The sequence below is a fragment of the Eisenbergiella sp. OF01-20 genome, from assembly GCF_003478085.1.
Taxonomy (GTDB): Bacteria; Bacillota; Clostridia; order Lachnospirales; family Lachnospiraceae; genus Eisenbergiella.
In genome coordinates this window covers 1-16559 of sequence record NZ_QUES01000066.1, presented here as the reverse complement: position 1 = coordinate 16559, position 16559 = coordinate 1, and the positions used below count along the sequence as shown (strand labels likewise).

The 16559-nt window shown below is 42.9% G+C and carries 15 protein-coding genes and 4 tRNA genes; 3 read left to right on the top strand and 16 right to left on the bottom strand.

Annotated features, from left to right (window positions below):
* Window positions 1-223: hypothetical protein (locus DXA36_RS31965; RefSeq protein ID WP_330425139.1), on the bottom strand; the 223-nt coding region annotated here is incomplete at its 3' end.
* Between the two features lie 22 nt (window positions 224-245).
* A complete protein-coding gene (locus DXA36_RS31960; RefSeq protein WP_182479354.1) occupies window positions 246-1904 on the bottom strand; it encodes a GH39 family glycosyl hydrolase in 1659 nt (552 codons plus the stop codon).
* A gap of 383 nt (window positions 1905-2287) precedes the next feature.
* On the opposite strand from DXA36_RS31960, the gene DXA36_RS31955 reads away from it, so the two are divergent.
* On the top strand, window positions 2288-2470 hold the full coding sequence (locus tag DXA36_RS31955) for an Arc family DNA-binding protein (protein ID WP_044966222.1): 183 nt from the start codon (window positions 2288-2290) through the stop codon (window positions 2468-2470).
* 274 nt (window positions 2471-2744) lie between these two features.
* On the opposite strand, the gene DXA36_RS31950 is transcribed toward DXA36_RS31955, so the two are convergent.
* From DXA36_RS31950 to DXA36_RS31905, 10 genes are all read right to left on the bottom strand, one after another.
* Window positions 2745-2927, bottom strand: a complete 183-nt coding sequence (locus DXA36_RS31950) for a helix-turn-helix domain-containing protein (RefSeq protein WP_044966220.1) — start codon at window positions 2925-2927, stop codon at window positions 2745-2747.
* Window positions 2917-3363, bottom strand: a complete 447-nt coding sequence (locus DXA36_RS31945; protein ID WP_118683555.1) for a hypothetical protein — start codon at window positions 3361-3363, stop codon at window positions 2917-2919. The genes DXA36_RS31950 and DXA36_RS31945 overlap by 11 nt, the downstream gene beginning before the upstream one ends.
* A 971-nt stretch (window positions 3364-4334) precedes the next feature.
* Window positions 4335-4718 carry a hypothetical protein gene (locus DXA36_RS31940; protein ID WP_118683554.1) on the bottom strand — a complete coding sequence of 128 codons (384 nt, stop codon included), beginning with the start codon at window positions 4716-4718 and terminating at the stop codon, window positions 4335-4337.
* Window positions 4702-5649, bottom strand: coding sequence for a ParM/StbA family protein (locus DXA36_RS31935; protein WP_182479353.1), 948 nt, complete (start codon window positions 5647-5649; stop codon window positions 4702-4704). Before DXA36_RS31935 ends, DXA36_RS31940 begins: the two co-directional genes overlap by 17 nt.
* 123 nt (window positions 5650-5772) lie before the next feature.
* A complete protein-coding gene (locus DXA36_RS31930; protein WP_243114788.1) occupies window positions 5773-6987 on the bottom strand; it encodes a DNA primase in 1215 nt (404 codons plus the stop codon).
* Between the two features lie 59 nt (window positions 6988-7046).
* Window positions 7047-7889 (bottom strand): hypothetical protein, encoded by an 843-nt coding sequence (locus DXA36_RS31925; RefSeq protein ID WP_118683552.1) that lies wholly within the window; start codon window positions 7887-7889, stop codon window positions 7047-7049.
* A gap of 125 nt (window positions 7890-8014) precedes the next feature.
* Window positions 8015-10267 (bottom strand): SF1B family DNA helicase RecD2, encoded by a 2253-nt coding sequence (gene recD2, locus DXA36_RS31920; RefSeq protein WP_118683550.1) that lies wholly within the window; start codon window positions 10265-10267, stop codon window positions 8015-8017.
* Entirely contained in the window at window positions 10267-11307 is a 1041-nt protein-coding gene (locus DXA36_RS31915) for a YqaJ viral recombinase family nuclease (protein ID WP_118683548.1), read from the bottom strand. The genes recD2 and DXA36_RS31915 overlap by 1 nt, the downstream gene beginning before the upstream one ends.
* A 65-nt stretch (window positions 11308-11372) precedes the next feature.
* Window positions 11373-12320 carry a DUF5688 family protein gene (locus tag DXA36_RS31910; RefSeq protein ID WP_118683546.1) on the bottom strand — a complete coding sequence of 316 codons (948 nt, stop codon included), beginning with the start codon at window positions 12318-12320 and terminating at the stop codon, window positions 11373-11375.
* A 17-nt stretch (window positions 12321-12337) separates the two neighbouring features.
* On the bottom strand, window positions 12338-13489 hold the full coding sequence (locus DXA36_RS31905) for a transposase (RefSeq protein ID WP_147366673.1): 1152 nt from the start codon (window positions 13487-13489) through the stop codon (window positions 12338-12340).
* Window positions 13490-14194: 705 nt separating this feature from the next.
* Between DXA36_RS31905 and DXA36_RS31900 the strand changes: the two genes are divergently transcribed.
* Window positions 14195-14398, top strand: coding sequence for a helix-turn-helix domain-containing protein (locus DXA36_RS31900; RefSeq protein WP_069156323.1), 204 nt, complete (start codon window positions 14195-14197; stop codon window positions 14396-14398).
* A 71-nt stretch (window positions 14399-14469) separates the two neighbouring features.
* Window positions 14470-15777 carry a tyrosine-type recombinase/integrase gene (locus tag DXA36_RS31895; RefSeq protein WP_118683542.1) on the top strand — a complete coding sequence of 436 codons (1308 nt, stop codon included), beginning with the start codon at window positions 14470-14472 and terminating at the stop codon, window positions 15775-15777.
* A gap of 27 nt (window positions 15778-15804) precedes the next feature.
* On the opposite strand, the gene DXA36_RS31890 is transcribed toward DXA36_RS31895, so the two are convergent.
* The 4 genes from DXA36_RS31890 to DXA36_RS31875 all read right to left on the bottom strand — a co-directional run bounded on the left by DXA36_RS31890 (window position 15805) and on the right by DXA36_RS31875 (window position 16430).
* A tRNA-Leu gene (locus DXA36_RS31890) sits at window positions 15805-15888 on the bottom strand.
* 265 nt (window positions 15889-16153) lie between these two features.
* Window positions 16154-16227, bottom strand: a tRNA-Asp gene (locus tag DXA36_RS31885).
* A gap of 17 nt (window positions 16228-16244) precedes the next feature.
* Window positions 16245-16318, bottom strand: a tRNA-Ile gene (locus DXA36_RS31880).
* 39 nt (window positions 16319-16357) lie between these two features.
* Window positions 16358-16430 (bottom strand) — tRNA-Thr (locus DXA36_RS31875).
* Window positions 16431-16559 lie beyond the last annotated feature (129 nt).

The following is a 16559-nucleotide window of genomic DNA, read 5'->3' as shown; positions in this document are numbered from 1 at the left end:
TGGCCGTCACCTTTACCGGCTCCTCATATTTTCCGAAGGGATCCCCTTTTTCTATCGGTACTTCTGCTTCTTCTACCGTTTCCTGCGATTCTTCTGCCTGTGTTGTTTTCGATTCTTCAGAAGGCTCTTCTGCCCCCACGCCGCTGCCACAGCCTAATTGGGACACCAGTAAAACTGCAGACAACCCCAATGCCAGAATAGATGTTACTCTTCGTTTTTTCATACAACCCTCTCCTTTTGATTTATTAATCCAGCAGATTATCAAACAACCTGGATACCGGCGCGGTCAATCGGATACACTCCCGATAACCGCCGTCTGTACCTTCAGGAAAGAAGGAAAGCAGGCCTTCGCCTTCCCATCCTTTTGGTGCATACCGTCCAATTTCCAGCAGCTCATCCGCTTCCTCTGCCAGTATATCGGCAGGCCTTTTGGTTCCTCTGCTAAATTCCTCCCTTTTGCCGCCAAACTGCACGGCCTTTACATAGCCGTCCGTGTAATAATCCATCCGTAGAATAAGCTTTCCTTTTCCCCCACAGCTGACCTTCTGCAGCCTAATGCTATCCCCTGCATTTCTGATCCGTAGGGAAAGCACAGTCCCCCTGCCTTCACAGCCATTGGCTCCCAGGTATACGCAGCCGCTGTCTTTATCATATTCTGCATAGCACCTTTTCCACCGGTTCGGGTAATAGTGCAGGGTTTGCCTGATTTCAAGACCCGGATTTAAGGTCACTTTCCCTTCCGGTTCTGCATTTCCTTCTATATAAAGAACATCCCATATCCCCAACAGGAACCGGGGCAGTTCCACCCTTCCTTCCCGTACCGGCAGACGAAACTGCTTCTGCAGCCTGCGCTGCGGATCCTTCTCCAATCCCTTCAGGAACTGGCTGTCAATCACGCAGACATCCGCCCAGGCAAAGGCGGAAGGAATACCGTAAATACATTCTTCTATTTCTTTTACTTCCTCTGATTTATTCCAGAGCAGGGCAGCAAAACGTTCTTTATCCGCGGAAGCCAGGCAGCCCAAATCCGGACAGCACTGTACATCCGCCCTCTCTACCGGCATTCTTCCATATAATTCAAAGGCATAATACCCTGGCCGGATCCTGCCAAGGTAATCCGTCAGCCCCAGGGCATCCACGCCAGAATCCAGCATCTGCGCCCAATGGACCAGTTCCACATCTGTTTCTTCCAGAAGGTCTTCTATCACAGTCAGAATCTCCGGCAGAAGCGCCGGCTGTTCCAGCTTTGTTTTTTCATACGGCCACGGCGGGGGAACTGAATTCAGCTCGTTGATATGGATTTCTGCATTGTTAAAACAGGATTTCTCCGCCAGTACTTCCCGCATCAGATGGAGCCGCCTTACATACACCTGTTCCTGGAATCCATAGGAATGGAAGGAAAAGAAGTCTAAAGGAAGTCCCTTTTTCTCTGCAAACTCCAGAAAACCCGCTATATTCTCCCTGCATTCCTGTTCCAGAAGAACAAAGGCTTCCGCCGGTCCTCCCACCAGTGCCTCCGGATCTCCCTGCCGGATCCCTGTCACACCGTACTCATAAAGCTTGTTATAATCCTCCGGTGTTCCGTCAAAAAAGGCACCGGGATTTATGGGTTCGTTATAAATTTCCTGATATCCCAGAGGCGAATCCAGCTCCCGGTAATGCGCCGCAAAGTTTTTCATAATCTCCCTGTATTTCTCCCAGTCCGTAGGGATACTGCGGAAGCTGCCGCCTTCCGGCTGAACCGGCAGCGGAACATAACACCAGGAATAATAAGGAGTCACCCTGTTATCTTTTAAGACTTTTACGAGTTTATCCGACTTATCCCAATGATACCGGATGCCTCCTTCCGTCTTCTCCGCCATGTCACCCAGCTCCATGGAGCGTTCCCCAATAAATAAGTCCATACGCAACGATGATATCCTGCACCTTTGAAATAAGGCCGCATCTTTGCAGGTACGTTCCAGCGGAACAAGACCTGAATCAAACATGGCAAACTTCTTAAATAGAGGTATGCCTGCCTTACTTGATAAATTTATTGATACTTTCTCTCTCCCCATAATGCTTCCTCCCTTATGCACTCTTTGGTTTGTTATTCCGTATTTGAATCCATCTGTATATGCAGTTCCTCTCTTACTTTTTCTTGCATATCATTTCCCCTCTCCTTTTGGTGGATGTCCACCTGTTGCCACTAATTATAGGTGGTTGCCATTTTGTTGTCAAGTTAATTTTATTATTAAATTCTTTGCTATTATGTAGTCAAAGTGGCAACACAAAGGAGGTATTTACTATGCCAAATGCACCACACAAAAATCCACACTATGCACTTCGTATTCCAACTACCACTATGGACAAGTTAAAATATATTGCCGAATATAACGGTCGTTCTGCCAACAAAGAAATTGAACAGCTTATCCTCAAACACATAGCCGCATGGGAGAAAGTACATGGTGAGATTACTTTTGACTCTTAATTCACTCTTTCAACATTATCAGTGTAAGTTGCCTGATAGCTATCCTATATTGTTCGTTCTCCATTTCTTCAACTACATTCCAGCGAAACAAGGATTTACGCCGTCTCATCTAAAAAAAATAAAGAAGACCGGAATGCGTATATAAATAAACATTCCGGTCCCTTAACACTTTCAATAACTAAATAGTAAATCTAAACTTTACCTGGCAACACTACCTTCTCCGATCTGCTATTATTCCAGCCGTTTTCCATTAACCACTTCCGGAAAAGAACCATCATATTCTAAACTTCATGATACAGTTCAGCAAAGTAATAGAAAGTTCCTGAAACAAATCTTCATCAAACACATTGTGTTCCATTGAATTCTTAACAAGCAGCGGCTTATACATTCGTATAATCTCTTCCTGTGCATTCAAATTTCCTTTTTTAGCATCTTCTAATAATCTCTCAAATTCCATCCATTCTCTCCTCCATCCTTTTTCTGATTTTACGTATCACATAATAATAAGCCATCTCCGCCTGTTTACCTGAAATACCATGTCTTTTTCCCAGTTCTTCAAACTCCAATTCCTCGAAGACACGGCCAAAAATTAATGCTTTTTCCCGTTCTTTCAAACAAGAAAATGCATAAATCATTTTTTGTCCCTGAGTAAGGCTTATTATCTGCTCCAACTTGCTAATCTCTCCGGATTCACACATTATTTGCTCCATAATATATTTATTGAATTCTTCTGAAAAATCCGTATAAGTCCGGTCAAGCATTTCCAAGACAGCATATTCCCTCTGCTTGTTGCGATTTTTATTTTCCAGATATCTGGCCCTTCGGTTGGAAACAGCAGCTACCACATATGCTGAAAAACGGTTCTGCAGTGACTGCGTTTTTTCTCCTCTCATATGTACCTCCTTTTTTCTTTTTGTTCTTACGCGACAAAGAAAAAAGGAGGTCCACGGCTAAAATTCCCTTTAAATACTTCACTCCCTAAAATAAAAAAGCGAACATTTATCTTTCTAAACTTCAGATAAATATTTCGCTTATTTACATTATTGTATAATAAAAGGCAGTATATAGTACTACCATAACAAATTAAAAAAGGAACCGAATAACATTGTATATCTTCTAATTTTAGGTTTTCTGTTTGAAAACAGGCATATGCCATTCCAAATAATCCATTAAGAATAACATCATATTAAAAAAAGTTCTTAGATATAGGATGCAGATAATTTTTATCATTCTTGGAAAACTATATATTATTTGTGGAATTTTTAATAAGTCTGCTGACGGATGAATATTCCTCGACATGATTATCATAAATAATGATTACCAGAAAGTTATACTAAAATTTCAATGTGTTACAGAAACTAATTACAGATTTGAATAACTATGGCCTCTGCTCATTCAGAAAACAATATTATAGATTATCTTCTATAAAAAAATGACAACATTTAAAAATTAAAGATAATAAATTGTTGTTTCTTCTACAGTTTTAATGTACGTTTACTACATTAAATTATTCTTTTCAATATAAATTAAGTTACAATATTTAATTTTCTCTCTATCATATTTCTCAATATAAATAACATTTTAGGAGAATTTCTATCATAACGATTCCCTTGACCTAAATTGTTAAAAGACTGTTGAGAATATAGTTGCTCAAACCACAGTATTAGAATAAAGCAAAGCCACCCATTACAAATATCCGAAAAAATACGCCCTTTTCCCAATTTATAACCCAAAAAGCTGCAGGCGATTTTTTGCTTACATCTACCTGCAGCTAATTTCCAATATAGAATCAGATTATTCAGGAACGCATGCACAAATAGCAGTATGTCCACCTATATATATTCACTAATTCCTAAATACAATATTATTCATGCCTAAACGATTTTAACGAATCCATAATACCATTCCAGGCCTCCTCCGCTAGCTCTATCTTCTGCTCATCTGAAGGCTGTATAGCTTTTGCTTTCTTTCCGTTGCCCTTTGTCCTCATTATACCATCATTAACCGCTCTACCCTCCATATATTCTTCTACCGCCTGCTGAATGAAATATTTAACCTGCTCATAATCAACCGAATTACGATTCAACGGTACTTTCTGCCTCCCCTCCTCTTCATAAGCAATAACCGCATTTACAATATACTGTGCCTTCGTCCTCCCCATCCCATTCAGAAGGCCTGCCACCTTACGATGTTCCTCCAGCTTTTTATTAAACCCAATGGTAATCACATATTCATTCTTTTTTTCCATGCGCACTGCCCGCCTTCTTCTCCCGGTCATACAGCATACCATATCCCATAGCGTTGGCTTTAATATCCTCAATAAAGAAACAGTCCCCCACTTTTTCAGAAGCTTCCAGATATTTACGTAACAGCAATGCCCCTCCACCAACAAATACCACACATCCCGACTTCAAATCTATCCCCCGCTCCCTCAAGGTTCCCAATAAATCATTTACAAAAACAGCCGCCATATTTCTCGCTGTTTTTATAACATCCTCTGAATAATCAGTATCTTCCCCTTTAAGAATACTATCAATATCCATCTCTTCCAGAAGAATATCCTGCTCTGAATTAATCCGTGAGATTATATGGTTATAAAGCTTAATCACCCCATTTTCCAGCGAATCACAAACGGCCAGATCCGGCATCCCTCCTCTAAGCAATAAATAATCCAAAGTAAACCCTCCGATATCAATCACAATCGTTTTTCCATAATTCATGATTTTAGGATAGATAGTAATAGCCGCAGCATAGTCTTGGGGAAATGCCGCTACATTCTCCAAATAAACCGAATAATCCCTTCCATGAAAAGAATATTCGACAACCTCTTCTCTCTTAAAATAAGCTTCAAACCTCTTATACAGTGTTCCAAAATGTTTCGGCGGCAGCCCAACGGGCAAATCCACCTGCAGCAATTCCCCGGGGCAGTAAATCCCCTGCTTCTCACTTTCCATCCCAATTCCGAAAAGTGTCAGTACAAAAAACCTGTCGTCCGCAGTCTTATCCCTCATATAAGGAATTCTTTTTTCCGTCAGCGTATAATACTTGTCCTTGAAAATAAGGTATTCCCCCAACGGAGGCTTCGTCTGACTCTCCTCTATCCCGGATGTATAAATAAAATGAGGGGTCTTCATATTCCGGTTTCCATGGTCAATTGGTACAATAATATTCTGATACATATAATCAGCTCCTTTTCTTTTTATTAATGTTTTATACGCAATGAATATGTAAAAGACAACAAATTTCCACAAAAAAATCGGAACGGTAAGCCTTTCGGCAAAACCGCTCCGGTATCTTCCCTGCTAAATTCCTCTATTTCTTAAATCCAGTAAATAATCATCCACTCCCTTCAAACTTCCCGCCCAGTCTCCCTCTCTGTCAAGATTCCAGGTAAGTGTTCTTCCAGGCAGATGCAGCTCATGACATATATCCGAAAGCTTTCTGCAGCCCCGCTGTATATTTTCTCTTTTCCCTTTTTTCTTATCGCAGGGTATGTTTACCTTATCCCACTTCCTATGATAATTCGGACACTGCACACATTTCTCGTCATAATCCCCCCTGCACTTTGTTTTTAACATTTTATCCATATCATAAGCTTCATAAATATACTCCGTTCCCAACCCCTTCATCTCCTCTAAAAAAGCCGGAAGGTTTGCATACTGATTAACACCAGCCACACAAGCAAAAGTACGGCCCGACAGTGCATGAGCAATATCTCCCTTTAAAGGGCCTTCTGTCACAAATACTATCTTATCTCCCTGTCTTCCAGCCAAATGAACAGGGCTTCCCGAGGAAGCGCCCATATGATTATTAATGCTGGAAAGCCACATATATTTCCTGCCTTCATACGGCCGATCCAGACGGATCTGTACTGCTGTTATCTGTCCTTCTAAATTTCGTACAGGTATCATAAAACCCGAGGACCTTGGATGGAAATGCATGGTCCACTCCCCATCTGCGTCCTGAAAGAAACCAGGTACTCCCTCTACTGTACAGCCTGCTTCCAGCAGTCTTTTTGTCAATTTACGATATCCAAAAGGAGGCGTGCTCCGATACCCGTTTTCTTCCATCTGCTCCTCCGAAAAACCCCTTTGCAGAAGATTTTTTCTGTGAGTATCAGACAAACACAGCATAGAAAAAAGCATGGTATAAGTTTTATCCTTAACATTAACTGACGCCACCGGAGCATTTATAATTTCCGTTTCTTTTACCTCTTCTGCCTTTGGTTTCCTCTGATATGCCGGTATCTGTCTGTTTTCTCCCAGCGCTTCCATTATCTCTTTATAAGCAGTCTGGTTGTCCACCTGATATACCTTTCCATACAGAGCAAGCATTCCTCCGGTCTCTCCGCACCGATTACACTTAAACACATTTTTCTTCAGGTTAAGATTCATCTTCCCTTTCGTTTCCCCGCAGAAAGGACAATTTACATCCAGACAGACTGCATTTTTGTGCCGTATACGAAGATCCAAAAGATAAGCAATATCCTTAATTGTAAAAGGAAAATCCGCAGCCACAGCTTGCCTCCTTTCTGCAGCCCGGCAAGCCGGACTGCCTCTCCTTGTCTTAGTTCGAATCATCCTGCCTGTTTTAAAGCAGTATCCAACAGAAACCTGGCCGCTGCACGCAGCAGATTATCGGGACCTCCATAGGATGTCACATACCACTCCAGGGCCTGCGGTTTTTCTATCGCCAGCTGTCCCAGCGTCATGCCATGATAATACTTAGTAGGTATCACCACTGCCGCCGCACTATCCCTGGTTAATAAGGAGTAAATCTGCTCCACCGGCATATCCTTCCGAATTTCAGTTACGTTCTGTTTAGCCTTCTTTTCTGTTTCATCATTGCCATTCTGTGCATCCATCATCATCCATTCCGAGGCATCAAATCCATCCCCGGTAGAACCCATATTCCCAAAATTACCTTCAGGCAAACCTTCTTCCTGAAATAACATCCCGGCCTCAAACGGTGCTTCTGTTACCTGGGGATCTGTTTCCCCATCTCGATCCGAAAACTGAAGCCCAAAACCGGCATCCGTAAGCGCCCTTCCGACAGCTGCAGTCTCAGCAAGCTCCACATATTTACTTCCTAAGGAGTCCTCTGCCGAAAAATACTTCTGGGCAAACGCATTGGATACGAAATTCTCCTCTGCATCACTGCGGTTCAGATAAACTTTAGCCTCTACAATGGCTACTTGTTCCGTCAGCTTCAGTATTTTTTTTACCACCTTTCCTTCCGGATATTTTAGACGGAACCATAACTTCCGAAATGCCACATCGAGATAATAGGTAACTTTACCCCCTTCTTCCTGGATTATCCGCATATACTTTCTGGGATCAAAACCTTCTACCCTGTTTAAGTCTTTAACTTCTTTTACTTCATCATACATACCATTCTGGTTTCCAATTGTTTCGTTCATCCTTTGACGCTCCTTTCCCTATAAATACCTGCTTTTATAGTAAGTACTCTTTTTTCACTTCTTTTCTTTAAAATACTTTCCGCCTTTCTACTAACAGTACCGTTACCAGTCAGGCATCCATCCTTTCAGGGATTCATTACAATCTGCTCATACTCTATATTCTTCTTCATAGAATTCTTCAAATGGTAGAATCTTTCTATAACCCTTTCCCCTAAACGGGTATTGCGGTTTACCGCCTGAGGGGAATGGACGGCCTGAACAATTGATCTCTTATTTCCCACAAGGTAAACCTGTACCTGTGCTCTGGTAATACCGGTATAAAGAATATTCCGTTTCAGCATTTTATAAAACATTGGTATCCATGGGATAATAACTATCGGGTATTCAGACCCCTGGCTTTTATGAATCGTAGTGGCATAGGAATGTTCTATCATTTCCATTTCTTCCATTCCATACTCCACTGACCTTCCCTCGCTGAATTCTATTTCTGCTTTCTCCACCCCATCCTCATCCAGGTAGATATCCCGGATAAATCCGATATCCCCGTTGCTGATGCCATCCTTATTTTTGTTTTGTATGATCTTATCTCCTGTCCGGAATATTTTTCCGCCTGCCTTCATCTGTGCCTTTCCTGCCCCTTCCGGATTTATTTTCTCCCGAAGCAGCTCATTCAGTGCATTTACGGAAACAGCTCCGCGCTTTCTGTATGGCGTCAGAATCTGTACCTTTTCTATACCTTCCTGTTCCGCGGCTTCCAGATAAATTTTCCGGACAATGTCAGATGCTTCCTTATCGGATGCCGCCGGCAGAAATACAAAATCTGTCCCATACTCCAACATTGCATTATTTTCCTGCATTAGATATGCATTAGATGCAATCCGGCTGTTCTGCCCCTGTCGGAATATCATATCAAGCACGGTAATCGGCACAATACCGCAAAAAACCAGATCCCGGAAAACATTCCCCGGGCCAACACTTGGCAGCTGGTTCACGTCACCAACCAGAACAATTCTGGTGCCTTTACGGATATGCCGGTAAAACGCAGCGGCCAGACGCATATCTACCATAGACTGTTCATCCAATATAATAAAGTCTGCCTCCAAATCCATACGCTCAGGTTCAAAATCCTCATCGTCCCCCAACAGGCCAAGTCCATTGTGCATGGTACATGCCGAAACGTCTCCTGTGCTTTCAGCCATCCTTCTGCTTGCCCGGCCGGTTGGCGCCATCAGCAGTGCATTCCTGCCGCCTGTTTTATGATAAACATAGAGCAGTACCTTTTCCACCGTTGTTTTTCCCGTTCCAGGTCCTCCGGATATAATGCTGAGCAGATTTAAGAACACCATTTTAACGGCTTCTCTTTGCCTTTGAGACAGCAAAATTCCCAGTTCTTTCTGTGCCTCCGTAATCAATCCGTCCAATGCTTTGCTCTCCACCGCTTCCTGTTCTTCCTCAAGCAGTATCTGCGCAATGATTTCCGCTGTCTCTTTTTCGTTCCGATAATTGGATACAGGGTAAATGGCCCCCTGTTCCACCACCAAATCTCCATCCTGTGTCATATGGTAAATAGCTGTGCTAACCTCCCGTTCCTGCACCACCTCTGAAGAAAATCCCTCATTCAGCTGACGGTATACCATTTCCGTAAACTGCTCCTTTTCCTGAAACAGATGTCCCTCTTTCATAATCCGATCCATGCAGTAATTAATACATCCCTCAATCCGCATCGGATCATTCAGCCTGCACCTATTTGCCCTGGCAATCTCATCGACTGTTAGAAAACCAAACCCTGAAATACCACATAAAACAAATGGCCTGTTCTTAACAATATCCAAAGAATCCCTGCCGAACTCCTCATAAATTTTTCGGATTTTCCTGTCCGATATCTTATATGGCTTTAAATAAGCTGCCAGATCACGCAGTGCATAGCTTTCCTGATAGGAAAAAAGAATGGCCTTCAGTTTCTTCTCCGTAATCCCTTTAATCTGCAGGAACTTGTCCGGTTCCTTTTCTAACACCTTAAAGGTTTGTATTCCAAACCGTTCTGTAATCAGTTCCGCAGTCCTTGTTCCGATCCCTTTTATCATACCGGAGGCAAGGTACCCTCTGATTCCTTCAATTGTCTGGGGAAGAACCTGTTCAAACGATTCCACTGCAAGCTGCATACCGTGTTTATTTTTGCACCATTTTCCATACAGCTCCACCTCAATTGCATCTGTCTGCGGAAGGCCGCTGCCTACTGCCCGGAAAAGGATTCCGCCTTCTTTATCCCTGTTGTCCCTGGCCGCAAGCGGCACACTATTATCCGCAGTTTGATAAATAAAAACACAATAGCCATTCTCCTCATTCCGGTAAATTTCCCTCACATATCTGCATCTCATTATGCCGCCTCCTTTATTTTGACTGAAAACCGCCTGCTTTCTGACACACTTACATAATCATCATAAATGTCAGGCCGCTGAATTTTCAGCCGTTCCAGGGCTTTTTTGTCGATACTAACGCGGTACATAGGATTGTAAGAAATCATATATTCTTTATTCCCGCTGCTGATTTTCCCAGTGCAATTCGGGCCAAGTTCTTCAACAATATCCAGATACGACTTCTTCATTTCCTCCTCCAGCCGTTTTACTTCCTTTTCTGCTTCGGCCCTTTGCTCCTTCCAATTCAGATATTGATTTACCGACTGCAGATGTTTCGGGGAGAGTTTTACAGTCTCCGAATCTTTTTCCGCCGGTCCATAATGTCTCCGGATACTTTCCAGTACCAAATCCGGTTTTTCTATGTATGGCGGTTCCATCTTCTTCTGTACATACTCCTTCCAAAAATTTGCTTCCTCGGCAATCAAATCCTCTTCCATATCCAAATCCCGCTCCATATGCCGGATAATAAACTCATTTTCGTTATTGCCATATAAACAGGCAAAATAAACCTCATCAAGATTCATCACTGCCATATAGTGTCTGCCCTGGTATTCATAATTCACAGGCACACTGTCATTTGCCCACTTATTCTGACAATTGTAGTTCGTGGTCTTGCACTCCAGGATCCCTGTCCTGCCATCGCCAAAATCTATGAAAAAATCCACATCAGCAAGCATAAACGGAAAGAGTGGATGTTTAAACATTTTTCGGACAGGATACACTTTCAGACCTGTTTTTACACAAAAAATTTCTGCAACCAAATCCTCCAGACGATGGCCTACTTGTTTTGCAACCCAGTTGCTCTCTTCTTCCTCCATAACCGCCTGTATCCCACATTTGTCATAATATAAATCCCGCATCGTACAAAAGGGGGACAATCCCATCACAGCTGCTGCATCACTCCCGCCAATGCCAAGGCGGCGGTACCCCAGCCACTGCTCATTGGTCAGCCCTTCCGTAGAAACTAACACTTCCGGTTTATAATTCAGACATATACTCATTTTATTTTTCTCCTCCTGTTTAAAAGAAAAGACGGATACCCTGATCCGCCTTTTCTGTGATTTTTCTATAAATCGTCGCCCTGATATGCAATAGAAATCTTTTTTGCCATACGGTCATACTTGTAAATGCTGTTAGACAGCAGTTCCTCTCTGGACACCTCCGTCTGATTGATAGTCTTAACCATATCCTGTAATTCTCCATAATTTCTGCTTCCATCATCAGGCAGTAATAGCACTTCGCATATACTGGAAGGCAGTATCAGCATATCACACTGCTCCTGTTCTGCGAATTTTGCCATCCTATCCCCGTACAGAAGGGAAGACGCACCAAAGATACTGCTGTTTCTTAAGCAATACAGCTCCGGTGTTGTTTTAAAATTCCCTTTCCCAGTTATTCCAACCTCGCGTAAAATAATTTTTTCTTCCTCATCCAGAAAACCTTCCATTATATCACTGAAACTTTGCAGCTGCTGAGGTACGCTGGTCTCCATATGATAGATTGTATCCTGATAGAGCTGCTGGGAATCAATTCCCCATAGGTTCATGATTTTATGATCAATTGTTATTGCCATCTCTCCCTCATTTGACTTGGAAACCAGAATATAAAAGATTACGGCCAAATCCAGAAAAGGAAAATAAGGGACTTCTTTCAGCATCTCCCGGTTAGCTTTTTCATTAACTAACTTGCAGAAAATCATTGGTTTGGCTGTTTCGTAATTATTGACAAGCGCAGACATAAAATCGCCGGATAATTCTTTAGGGATTTCAGCATTCCTGATTTCCCTGTACAAGTCTGCTGTTATCTTATCTGCCTCCCTTCCGTTCTGGTACTCATCAAATACCTTGTCCAAATAAATTACCATACCCAAATCAGTACCTATTCTTTGAATTGCCAGACCGGATAAGGGCTTTTTGTTATTCTTCACGTGTGAATACTCCACTACGGAGTATTCATCCCCTAAACTTTCCTGCAGCATTTCTTTTACCATTTCAATAAATTCTTTTTTATTCATTCTATTCTCCTCCGTTTTTACCATTTTATATTTCCAGGTATATCAAACTCTTTCCAATCAACAGATAAGGCTCTGGCAATTGTTTCTTCCATTTTGGTTATCCTGCTTCCCTCTGCACCGTCACAGGCCATCATATACAGGATTTCAGAAATACCATAGTAAATGTCATGGGCTGTACAGGGTTCCTCCCCATATTGGGCTTTAAACAGCTCCACGGCCTCCATCCGGCACTTCTGGCTGATTCCAAGATGCCTGGTTATCCCCATCATGCAGTTGATCGGATTCAAAATAGCAATCCGCAACAGCTCCGACAGCCCTCTGATGGCAACCTCATATTTTCCATATATCAGCTGCAGGTTGGAATCGAACCCAGCCATACTGGCACCCGCCTTATGTTTCAGCCGAATCGGGTTTCCAAGGGCAATCGTATCGTTTCTGTTCCCTGACAGAAGCATGGGATAGATATTCACCCCGCTCTCTCCGGTATCCGAAGTCGTTATCCGCACTACGGGTTTCATTTCCTCCGCATTCCTGTCATGAAGCATCAGCTCCTCACGGTATGCCTCCAGCAGCTTATCCTCTCCGCTGAGTTCCCAAAGCGCAGAAGCCATATGGTGCTCATAAAAACCACCCAGATACGTACAGCCACAGAAATTTTGGTTCAGATATTGCACCGCATGCAGAAACACCTGCTCCATATCAAGTACCGCGTAATCCTGGCAATCCCCGCCTAAAACCGCAGAGACCTTTCCTTCCGATAACCGCAGAAGGGCCTCTCCCTTTGCAACCTTCAGGCATTCATTAATAATCCTTGCATACACATTTCTTTCCACCTTCTTCAGCCCATTCCCGGATATTGCCGCCCTGTTAAGAATCGTATTCACTGCGCAGTCTCTTACCGGATAAAACAGGCCTTTTACCTTCAGCACCAAACCTGTACTTTGAATGGTATCGTCGATAATATCTTCCTCCATTCCGCCGATTATGTAGGCAGCTTTCATAGCATCCTCCATCTTGCTGCCTTTTTCCATTACAGCCAGCCTTAAATCCTTAGTCCTTTTCCTGACCCACGAGGAATTCTTACCAATTCCCCGCAGGAACTCCAGAAAGTCTTCCTGCCGCACAAACGATTTATGGAAACCGTCTGCGTAAACCTTTGCCTCATTCATTTTTCTTCCACCTTTCCTTCTCTCCCGGATCCCGGGAGGTTCTTTTATCCAGCCGCTTATGCGGTTCAGCCTTCCGGCATTTCTGGCAAACAAAAAAGGAATGGGCCTTTTACAGGTTTCCATTCCTCACAACGTGTGGATATCCACAAACTCCTTTGTTCAATCCTATGTTATGCACAGGAATAAAACAAAAAAAAGTGCCAAAAAGATGCCATTACACAATATGGCTTCTCTTTGACACTTACAATCTTAAACAGCGTACGCTTACAGCAGCTGCCTTATCTCTTCGGGCCCAGCCGCAGCCTGTAGACCGGCTGTGGACATACACTGCATGTCCCTCCCCTGATCACAGGTTTTTGCATAAATATCAATTACAAATTTATCCTAGCACAAGATATTGTACCATGTCAACTGTGTACCCTTATATATTGTACATATTTTTTATACTTTTATTCAAGTAAACAACACGATAACGCATCCTTATATATTGAATTCCCTTTTATACAACTTTTCGGGAAAGTGTTCCTTGAAAACTGAATACCATGCTCCATTATGGATACCGGGTACCAGTGACTGAATTTATCGCAGCTTTACAGCCAACTGAGTTAAATGTACATAGTACAGCCGGAAAACGTGGCCTTAAGGGCACAGGAAACGGTAATGGAAGGCATGTTATCTTCTGTCAACTTTGCTTGAGGAAAACATATGAAGAAAAACGAAGCATACCAGACATTATTTACTGAATATCCAGACATCGTAACGGTAACACAGATGGGCGAAATGCTGGGTATCAGCACCAAATCTGCATACAGACTATTGAAAGAAAATAAAATAGAGCATTTTAGGATAGGAAGGATTTACAAGATACCAAAGCTGCATATTTTGGCATATCTGCATGTACTTTCGTAATGCACGAATCAGCCTTATGTGCTAAAATGATTTCATGCAGAATGGCTGTTACCGATAAAGGAGGTCTGCAAATGGTAGCAGGACATTTACGAAAGCAAAATGGAATTTATCAAATGATACTAAGTTATTATGACAGCAATGGTAAACGACGGACAAAATCAATTTCCACTCATCTTCCTGTAAAAGGCAATAAACGCAAAGCGGAAGAAATGCTCCAGATAGCAAGGCAGGAATTTGTACTCCCTGCTGCATGTGAAAAAACCGGACAGGAAAAAAAAGCAGAGAAAAGGCAACTGCCTGTCGGCCAGCCGGGAAACGAGCTTATGGTTTCCACACCGAATGCGAATAAAGAAGTAAGCATTTCCGGTACCAAAGAGGAAATCCTATTCTGTGACTTTTTACTTTACTGGCTCCATCTGATTCGCAGCAGCATCGATGAATCCACCTACAGTGGTTATCAAAACGTAATTAAGCAGCATATTATCCCCTATTTCCAGCCTAAAAAGTATACCCTGGCTGATATAGAGCATAATCCTGTGTACATTCAGGACTACTATACCTACGAGCTTAATGAACGTCAGGTTTCCGCGAATACGGTAATTCACCGGCATGCAAATATCCGCACGGCCTTGCAATATGCATTTCAGATAGGACTCATTTTAACCAACCCTGCCGACAGAGTGATACGCCCAAAGAAAAACATTTTTATATCTGACATCTATCACTCAGACGAATTGATGGATCTATTCAAAATATTTCATGGAGATCCCCTTGAACTTGCCGTTCTTCTTGGCAGCTACTATGGGCTCCGCCGAAGTGAAATCGTGGGACTGAAGTGGGAAGCCATTGATTTTGTACAAAAAACAATTACAATCAGGCATACTGTAACCCAGGCCATGGTAGATGGGAAATATACAATGATTTACAAAGACCGGCCTAAAACTAAAAAAAGCCTTCGAACACTGCCCCTTGTAGGGCCATTCGAAGCTATTTTGTCTCAGCTTTGGAAGCAGCAGGCCGAAAATCAGAAAGTATGCAGCAGTTCCTACTGTATGGATTATCTGGATTATATTTATGTCGATCATATGGGCGTACTGATAAAGCCCAATTACATAACACAGCATTTCAGGATGGTCCTCAAAAAAAACGGTTTGAAGTTAGTCCGTTTCCACGATCTCAGGCACAGCTGCGCAAGTCTGCTATATGGCAGCGGCGTAAGCATAAAAGACATCCAGGAATGGCTGGGGCACAGCGACATCTCTACAACCCTGAATATTTATACCCATCTGGATTACATGAGTAAAGTATCCAGTGCAAATGCAATTATAGGGATTCTGCCTGGGGAAAATGAACAGGGACTCCCTCTAGCCGCAAACTAAGAAAAGAGTCCCTATCATAATAAACAGTGCGGGTAGCCGGACTTGAACCGGCACGGTATCGCTACCGAGGGATTTTAAGTCCCTTGTGTCTGCCTATTCCACCATACCCGCCTATTAAAACTGGCAGTGCTCCCTGAAGCGTCTCCTGATTTTTGGAGGGATGTTGCGAGGGATATAGTAAAAAAACAAAAATAAAATTTGTGAAATCACCTGTAAATCCGGGTATCCTTGTCACACAAGAGGGATTTCACGCTTGGGATTTTAAGTCCCTTGCGTCTGCCAATTCCGCCATGCCGGCGTAGCTGTGATCCAAATAAAAAGATAAGCACCGTCAATCAGACAATGCCTTCCTCTTCTTTTACATTCGTAAAAAAAACGACCCAGATCGGACTCGAACCGACGACCTCCGCCGTGACAGGGCGGCGCTCTAACCAACTGAGCCACTGGGCCAAAAACTATGTAACTAATGGACCTTCGGGGACTCGAACCCAGGACCGACCGGTTATGAGCCGGTTGCTCTAACCAACTGAGCTAAAGGTCCGTAAACTTTTACGGATATATATCCTGTTATCCAGGATAAAGCCGATGATCGGACTCGAACCGATAACCTGCTGATTACAAATCAGCTGCTCTGCCAATTGAGCCACATCGGCACATAAATGCCGTCTGCTAAATCTTTTTACAACTAAAAACGCATCGGTTATTATCACTGCTGCGTTTGACTATTTAATGACTCCGACGGGAATCGAACCCGTGTTACCGCCGTGAAAGGGCGATGTCTT